The sequence below is a fragment of the Leisingera sp. F5 genome (genome assembly GCF_001593695.1).
In genome coordinates this window covers 1-7,461 of sequence record NZ_LUKH01000083.1, presented here as the reverse complement: position 1 = coordinate 7,461, position 7,461 = coordinate 1, and the positions used below count along the sequence as shown (strand labels likewise).

Annotated in this window: 11 protein-coding genes; 10 read left to right on the top strand and 1 reads right to left on the bottom strand. The window is 62.9% G+C overall.

The genetic code is table 11. The annotated features are described in order from the left end of the window. Positions 1-224: winged helix-turn-helix transcriptional regulator (locus tag A2I95_RS23985; protein ID WP_291733883.1), on the bottom strand; the 224-nt coding region annotated here is incomplete at its 3' end. Positions 225-364: 140 nt separating this feature from the next. Here A2I95_RS23985 and A2I95_RS23980 point away from each other — a divergent pair. The 10 genes from A2I95_RS23980 to A2I95_RS23935 all read left to right on the top strand — a co-directional run. Further along, the gene (locus A2I95_RS23980; protein WP_367152418.1) at positions 365-1,402 is read left to right on the top strand and encodes a zinc-dependent alcohol dehydrogenase family protein; all 1,038 of its coding nucleotides are present in this window, start codon (positions 365-367) and stop codon (positions 1,400-1,402) included. Between the two features lie 3 nt (positions 1,403-1,405). Continuing rightward, positions 1,406-1,702, top strand: a complete 297-nt coding sequence (locus A2I95_RS23975; RefSeq protein ID WP_291733880.1) for an NAD(P)-binding domain-containing protein — start codon at positions 1,406-1,408, stop codon at positions 1,700-1,702. A gap of 26 nt (positions 1,703-1,728) precedes the next feature. Continuing rightward, complete coding sequence (locus A2I95_RS23970; protein ID WP_291733879.1) at positions 1,729-2,208, top strand: pyrroline-5-carboxylate reductase dimerization domain-containing protein; 480 nt, start codon at positions 1,729-1,731, stop codon at positions 2,206-2,208. Next, positions 2,208-3,071, top strand: a complete 864-nt coding sequence (locus A2I95_RS23965; RefSeq protein WP_291733888.1) for an aminotransferase class I/II-fold pyridoxal phosphate-dependent enzyme — start codon at positions 2,208-2,210, stop codon at positions 3,069-3,071. Before A2I95_RS23970 ends, A2I95_RS23965 begins: the two co-directional genes overlap by 1 nt. Next, positions 2,966-3,397 (top strand): aminotransferase class I/II-fold pyridoxal phosphate-dependent enzyme, encoded by a 432-nt coding sequence (locus tag A2I95_RS23960; RefSeq protein ID WP_291733885.1) that lies wholly within the window; start codon positions 2,966-2,968, stop codon positions 3,395-3,397. The genes A2I95_RS23965 and A2I95_RS23960 overlap by 106 nt, the downstream gene beginning before the upstream one ends. 335 nt (positions 3,398-3,732) lie before the next feature. Further along, the gene (locus A2I95_RS23955) at positions 3,733-4,224 is read left to right on the top strand and encodes an Lrp/AsnC family transcriptional regulator (RefSeq protein WP_264212267.1); all 492 of its coding nucleotides are present in this window, start codon (positions 3,733-3,735) and stop codon (positions 4,222-4,224) included. Between the two features lie 162 nt (positions 4,225-4,386). Further along, positions 4,387-5,529: a glycine cleavage T C-terminal barrel domain-containing protein gene (locus tag A2I95_RS23950; RefSeq protein WP_291733875.1), complete on the top strand. Its 1,143-nt coding sequence runs from the start codon at positions 4,387-4,389 to the stop codon at positions 5,527-5,529. A gap of 32 nt (positions 5,530-5,561) precedes the next feature. Then, on the top strand, positions 5,562-6,011 hold the full coding sequence (locus A2I95_RS23945) for an OsmC family protein (protein ID WP_102848475.1): 450 nt from the start codon (positions 5,562-5,564) through the stop codon (positions 6,009-6,011). Between the two features lie 22 nt (positions 6,012-6,033). Next, positions 6,034-6,834: an enoyl-CoA hydratase gene (locus tag A2I95_RS23940; RefSeq protein WP_291733868.1), complete on the top strand. Its 801-nt coding sequence runs from the start codon at positions 6,034-6,036 to the stop codon at positions 6,832-6,834. Between the two features lie 4 nt (positions 6,835-6,838). Beyond that, positions 6,839-7,461 (top strand): AMP-binding protein (locus A2I95_RS23935; RefSeq protein WP_291733867.1); only part of this gene is annotated, 623 nt, incomplete at its 3' end.

Sequence of the window (7,461 nt, the reverse complement as noted above, 5' to 3'; positions counted from 1 at the left end):
GAGCAGCGCAGCTGGACGAAGGCCATAACGCCGAGGCCCAGCTTCCGGCGGTTCAGATTGGCCTGGTAGCCTTCGATGATGCCGCTTTCCTCGAGCCGTTTCAGCCTTCTCCAGCAGGGAGTTTCGCTCATCCCGATGCGTTCGGCGAGCTTGGCATTGGTCATTCGGCCGTCGTCTTGCAGCAGGGTCAGAAGCTCGGCGTTGACACCGTCGATCTCGGGCATTGGGAGGATTCCTTCTCGATGCAGGATGCATATAGGGGATACTGCCCCAAATATCGCCAAAATGAAGAGGAATAGCAAAGGTATTTCAAATGCAGTGGGGCATTCTGGTTGCCAAATCCCCCAAGCTGAAAGTCCCTGCCATGAAAGCCGTCCTTTTCGAGAAGTTCCAGGAAGCCCCCAAGCTCATGACCGTAGACGATCCGACGCCCGAGCCGCATGGCGTGGTGCTCAAGGTCGCCGCGACCGGTGTCTGCCGCAGCGACTGGCATGGCTGGATGGGCCATGACAGCGACATCGACCTGCCGCATGTGCCGGGGCATGAGCTGGCGGGCGTGGTGGAAGCCGTGGGCAAGGACGTGAAGAATTGGAAGGTGGGCGACAAGGTCACGGTGCCCTTCATCTGCGGCTGCGGCAGTTGCTCGGAATGTCACTCCGGCAACCAGCAGGTCTGCCTGCATCAGGAACAGCCGGGCTTTACCCATTGGGGATCGTTTGCGGAATACGTGCCGATCCACCAGGCGGACCTGAATCTCGTGGCGCTCCCCGAGACGATGGACTACGCCACAGCCGCCAGTCTCGGGTGCCGCTTCGCCACCTCGTTCCGCGCGGTGATTGACCAGGGCCGCGTCAGCGCGGGCCAGTGGGTGGCGGTGCATGGCTGTGGCGGCGTGGGCCTCTCGGCGGTGATGATCGCGGCGGCAGCGGGGGCGAACGTGATCGGCGTCGACCTTGACCCGGCCAAGCTGGCCATGGCGAAGAACCTCGGCGCCGTGGCCTTGCTCAACGGGCGCGAGGCCGACGTGCCCGCTGCCATCCAGGAGATCACCAAGGGCGGCGCGCATGTCTCGCTCGACGCGCTGGGGCACCCCGTGACCATGACGAACTCGATCCTGTGCCTGCGGCCGCGCGGAAAGCACGTGCAGGTGGGGCTGATGCTGGGCGACCACGCGGCCCCGGCGATCCCGATGCCGAAAATCGTCGGGCAGGAGATCGAACTGCTCGGTTCGCACGGGATGCAGGCGCATCGCTACGGCGCAATGCTGGACATGGTGGCGAGCGGACGGCTCGATCCGGCGCGGCTGGTAGGCCAGCAAATCAGCCTTACGGAGGCCCCGCAGGCCCTGATGGAGATGGATAAGTTCCAGTCGGTCGGCGCCACCGTCATCACCCGGTTCTGAGCCATGGAGACCATCGCGTTCATCGGCGGCGGCAACATGGCCTCCGCCATCCTCGGCGGGCTGATCGCCCAAGGCATGGCACCGGCGCAGATCACCCTCATCGATCCCGGCGCGGACCAGCGGGCGCACTTGCAAGCGACCTACGGTGTTCGCACCACGGACGGTGTAGCAGCGGGATGCGCCGAAGCGGACACCGTGGTCCTTGCGGTCAAGCCGCAGGTCATCCCGCAGGTGGCCGAGCGGGTCGCGGGCGCGCTGAAGGGCAAGCTGTTGATCAGCATCGCGGCGGGGTGTCGATAGCCCGGCTCGAGGCGCTCTTCGGGCCCATGGCCATCGTCCGGACCATGCCGAACACCCCGGCCTTGCCGGGGCTCGGCGCGACGGGGAGCTTCGCCAATGACCGCGTTGACACGGCGCAGCGCGCCCGCGATCGGACCATCGTCGAAGCCTTTGGTCTTTGCGTCGACCTCCCGCGCGAAGACCTGCTGGATGCGGTCACAGCCGTCTCCGGCAACGGCCCGGCCTATTATTACCTGTTGATCGAAGAGATGATCCGCGCCGGCGTCACCCTCGGCCTTACGCGCGAAGATGCCACCACGCTGACCCTGCAAACCGCGCTTGGCGCGGCCTCCATGGCCGCTCAGGGCGACGTGCCACCCGAGGAACTGCGCCGCAGGGTGACCTCGCCCAATGACACGACCCACGCCGCCATTACCTCGATTCAGCAGGATGGCTTGGCGGACATGATCTCGCACGCGATGACCGGCTGCCGGGACCGTGCTGTCGAGCTGGGAAGGGCCGAGTGATGTTCGAGAAGGTCGAAGACTACCCCATCGACCCGATCATGATCGGCGCCGACTTGTTTGCGCAGGTCCCGCGCCGGGACAAGCTGAACCTGGCCGTCGGGATTTGCCAGGATGAACACGGGCGCACACCGGTTCTGGAGGCAGTGAAGCTGGCCGAACAGCGGCTGATCGAAACGCAGACCAGCAAGTCCTACCTCGCCCTGACCGGAGATGCGGAGTATTGCAGCGTGTTGGGCGGTGAAATCCTGGGGGACGCCTACGACGCGGGCTGGGTGGCCGCGCAGACATCGGGCGGCGCTGTCGCGCTGCGCGTCATGGCCGACCTTCTGGCGCAGCTGCCGGAGCCGCCGACCGTCTGGCTGCAAGCCCCGACCTACGGCAATTACGTTCCAATCCTGACGGCCGCCGGTGCGCGCCATCAGGCGCTGCCCTACTATGACCCGCTGCGCAGCGAACTCACGTTTGACCAGATGCTGGACGGACTGAAGGCCGCACGCCCCGGCGATGTCTTCCTGATGCAGGGCGTCTGTCACAACCCGACGGGCGCGGACATGAGCGAAGACCAGTTCACAGCACTTCTCGATACGCTTGAAGCCCTTGGGATCGTGCCTTGGATCGACCTGGCTTACCTCGGCTTCGCGCAAGGTTTCGACGCGGATTGCGCCATGGCAGGCCAGATCGCAGAACGCTTTCCCGAATGCATCGTCTGCATCACCCTGTCAAAGTCCTTCGGCATTTGCCGCGGCCGCGCGGGGCGCTGTTCGTCAAGACCTGCACCAGCGACCAGGCGCGTATCACCCGAGCAGTCACGGCCATCGCCCGTTCGGGGGCTTCGCACGCTCCGGACCATGGTCCGGCGATAGTGCGGACAATCCTACAGGATGTGGACATGAAGGCTCTCTGGTTGCGCGACCTCGACCAGATGCGCCAGCGCGTGGCGCGAATGCGCGAGCAGATCGTGGCGATAGAACAGGATATGTTCGGCACCCACCGGCTGGCATATCTCGGGCGGCAGGTCGGGATGTTCTCGCTCCTGCCGCTAAGTGTCGCGCAGGAAATTGCGCTGCCCCAGGACCACGGCATCCACGTCGTTGAAGGTGGTCGGATCAACGTCGCGCACCTCGGGGATGAAGATGTCCGGTGGTTGGTTGACGCCGTTTGCAGGATCATGTCGAAGCCCTCTCGATGAAACACGCACATGCGTTTCGCCAGCCTGTCGTCGGCTAAGTTGTCGAGGAACTTCGGCGAAGCGAATGTCATGTCTGGATAGCTCCTGCATAGCAAGACATTCAGAACAGTCAGTTGCAGAGCCCCCCGAAATTCTTATGCCGGTATCTTACCATGGCGCAGTGGCAGTGGGTTGCTATCGGTTTCAAGCAATACGCTCTTTTGCAAATTTCGCCAGACGGTAATCAGCCAGTGGCCTGCGCCCCAAACCGCCTCGCTGGTGCAAAATGTTGCTTTCGGGCTATTGCTGGTGATTGTATTGGACTGCCAAACCCTTGCTTTGAAAGGCCCCGATGCATGGACAAGTTCAGCCTTGATGCGACCGATATCCGCATCCTCAGCGCAGTCCAGAAGCACGGCCAGCTTAGCAAAACCAAGCTGGCGGAGATCGTCAACTTGTCGCCGACCCCGTGCTGGGCCCGGCTTACGAAATTGAAGGCAGCCGGGTTCATCCGCGGCTACCACGCCGACGTTGCGCTCGACCGGGTCTGTGATTTCACGCAGGTGGTCGTGACCGTCTCTCTCACACATCACCGCAAGTCTGATTTTGACCGTTTCGAGGGCCATATCCGAAAGCTGGACGAGGTCACCGAATGCATCGCCACGGGCGGTGGCATGGATTACGTCATGAAGGTCTTTACACCAAGCCTGGCAGCATTTCAGGAGTTGATGGAAACCCTGCTGGCGGCCGAACTGGGGATTGACCGCTACATGACTTACATCGTGACGCGCCACGTCAAATCCGCCCAGCCGAATCTTTCCGGGTTGGCGGCCAGGTCCGGCAAATGACCGGAAGCGTCTGAACGGTCTGCAAGCCTGTCTGACATCAGTCCGTTTGGTCTGCCCAGGTCTTGTTTTTCAGTCCGCTCCCGGCCCGCCTGTGCGGGTAATCCTTCACCCAGTTCAAACAGTCCGCGGTTGATCGGGCCGCCGGTGCAAAGGGTGAAAGACATGATGCAATCAGACGGCTTCGGGTTCGGCACACAGATCCGCAAGTCCCCCTATTTCGACGCCACTGTGCGTTGGGGCGCCAAGGGGTTCTCGGTGTACAACCATATGTACATCCCGCGCGATTTCGGCGATCCGGAGCAGAACTTCTGGAACTTGGTGAACAACGCGATCCTGTGCGATGTGGCGGTCGAGCGCCAGGTGGAGATCACCGGTCCGGATGCGGCGAAATTCGTGCAGATGCTGACCCCGCGCGACCTGTCGAAAATGGTGGTGGGCCAGTGCAAATACATCCTGATCACCAATGCCGATGGCGGCATCCTGAACGACCCGATCCTGCTGCGGCTGGCGGAAAACCACTTCTGGTTCTCGCTGGCGGACAGCGACATCCTTTTGTGGGCGCAGGGTGTGGCGGTGCATTCCGGCATGGATGTCACCATCGGTGAACCCGACGTGTCGCCGCTGCAGCTGCAGGGGCCGAAGTCCGGCGAGATCATGCGCGCGCTGTTCGGCGTCAGCATCATGGATCTGAAATACTACTGGCTGCGCGAGGTTGATCTGGACGGTATTCCGCTGATCGTGTCGCGCACCGGCTGGTCCAGCGAACTGGGATATGAGCTGTACCTACAGGACGGGTCGCGCGGTGAGGAGCTTTGGGAAAAGATCATGGCAGCGGGGGTGCCGTTCGGGCTGAAGCCCGGCCATACTTCCTCGATCCGCCGTATCGAGGGCGGCATGCTGTCTTACCACGCTGACGCCGATATCAACACCACCCCCTATGAGCTTGGGCTGGGCCGATTAGTGAACCTCGATATGGAAGCCAGCTTCATCGGCAAGGCGGCCCTGCGGGAAATCAAGGAGCAAGGCGTCAGCCGCAAGCAGGTGGGCCTGATCATCGAAGGCGCACCGTTGACCGGGCCCAACACCACCTTCTGGCCGGTCAGCAAGGATGGCACTGCCATCGGCAAGATCACCTCTGCCGTCTATTCGCCGCGGCTGGAGCAGAACATCGCACTGGCGATGGTCTCGGCGGACGAGGCCGTGCTCGGGGCAACGGTTGAGGTCACGGCCGGCACCGGCCCTGCCCGTGCGACCATTGTGGAAATCCCCTTCTTCGATCCGAAGAAAACCCTGGCCGCAGCCTGAGCGCTGGCTGAGCGATAATGAGGGATACCGCCATGTCCGACCTTTCAATCCAGTTGCACTGGCAGCGTGCTGAACCTGTGCTGCAAACCGGCCAGTATTCGAACGCCCACACGGTGCAGTACAACAACAGCTATGACGTCCAAGTGGACTCCGCCCCCGACTGGGGCGGAGATCCGGGCAACACCAACCCGGAACAGGCGCTGGCCTCGGCCCTGTCCAGCTGCCACATGATGACCTTCCTGGCGCTGGCGGCCAAAGCCGGCTGGCCGGTGGCCACCTACCACGATTACGCCGAGGCGCATCTGGGCAAGAACCCCAAGGGCCAGATGTCGGTGACACGCATCGACCTGCACCCGGTGGTGCGTTTCGACACCGGATTTTCCGTCAGCGAAAAAGAGCTGGAGGAGATGCAGGACCGCGCCCACCGCTATTGCTTCATCGCCAATACGCTCGCCGACAGCGTCGAGATCAACATCCGCTGACCCCCAACAAAGGAGATCCCCCGTGCAACAGCAAGACATTTTGCTGAGCGATCTGGATGACCATGGCATCCTTCGAATGACTCTGAACGATTCCGGGCGGCGCAATGCCCTGTCTGAGGCGATGCTGGCGGCGCTGGCCCAAGCCTTTGCCGATGCGGGAGAAAATTCACAGGTGCGTGTTGTCGTCCTGGCGGCAAACGGCCCGGCCTATTGCGCCGGGCATGATCTGAAGGAGATGACCGCCGGACGCGCGGCAGGGGATGGCGGGCGGGCCTATTTTGCCAAGGTGATGGCGATGTGCTCTGCCACCATGCAGGCCATCGTGAACTGCCCCAAGCCGGTGATTGCCGAGGTCACAGGGATCGCCACCGCGGCAGGCTGCCAGCTGGTAGCCAGCTGCGATCTGGCCATTGCCGCGGACACCGCGCAGTTCAGCACACCGGGGGTGCATATCGGCCTGTTCTGCTCGACGCCGATGGTGGCGCTGTCGCGCAATGTCACCAGCAAGCATGCAATGGAAATGCTGCTGACCGGCGACATGACCCCGGCCCGGCGGGCAGAGGAGACAGGCCTGATCAACCGCACCGTTCCGCCCGCAGGGCTGCGGGAGGCCACGATGGAGATGGCCCGCAGGATCGCGTCCAAGTCGGTGATGACCCTGGCCACCGGCAAACGCGCCTTCTACGCGCAACGGGAAATGCCCCTGGCCGACGCCTATAACTATGCTTCCGGCGTGATGGTGGACAACATGCTGGCCCGCGATGCCGCAGAGGGCATCGGTGCCTTCCTCGAAAAACGCAGCCCCCAATGGCAGGATCAATAAGATCATGACGGACAACCCGTACAACACCGGTCTGGACCGCACCCCCGCGAACTATCAGCCGCTGACGCCGCTGACCTTCCTTGAACGCGCCGCCAGCGTCTTTCCGGACCGCACGGCGATCGTGCATGGGTCCCTACGGCGCAGCTATGCGGAGTTTTTTGCGCGGTCGCGGCGGCTGGCCTCGGCCTTGGTCAAGAACGGCATCGGCCGCGGCGACACCGTGTCGGCGCTGCTGCCTAATACGCCGGCAATGCTTGAGTGCCATTACGGCGTCCCGATGTGCGGCGCGGTGCTGCACTCGATCAACACAAGGCTGGATGCGGCGGCCATTGCGTTCCAGCTCGACCACGCGATGTCGAAACTGGTGATCGTGGACCGGGAATTCATGCCGCTGATGCAGGAGGCGCTGGCGCTTGCCTCGGTCTCGCCGGTTCTGATCCAGTATGATGACCCAGAGTATGACGGTGTGCCGGCAGATGCAGAGGCCGCCGACTACGAGGTGTTTCTGACCCGCGGCAACCCGGATTTCGCCTGGCTGATGCCGGAGGACGAATGGGATGCGATCTCGATCAACTACACCTCCGGCACCACCGGAGACCCCAAAGGCGTGGTTTCGCACCACCGGGG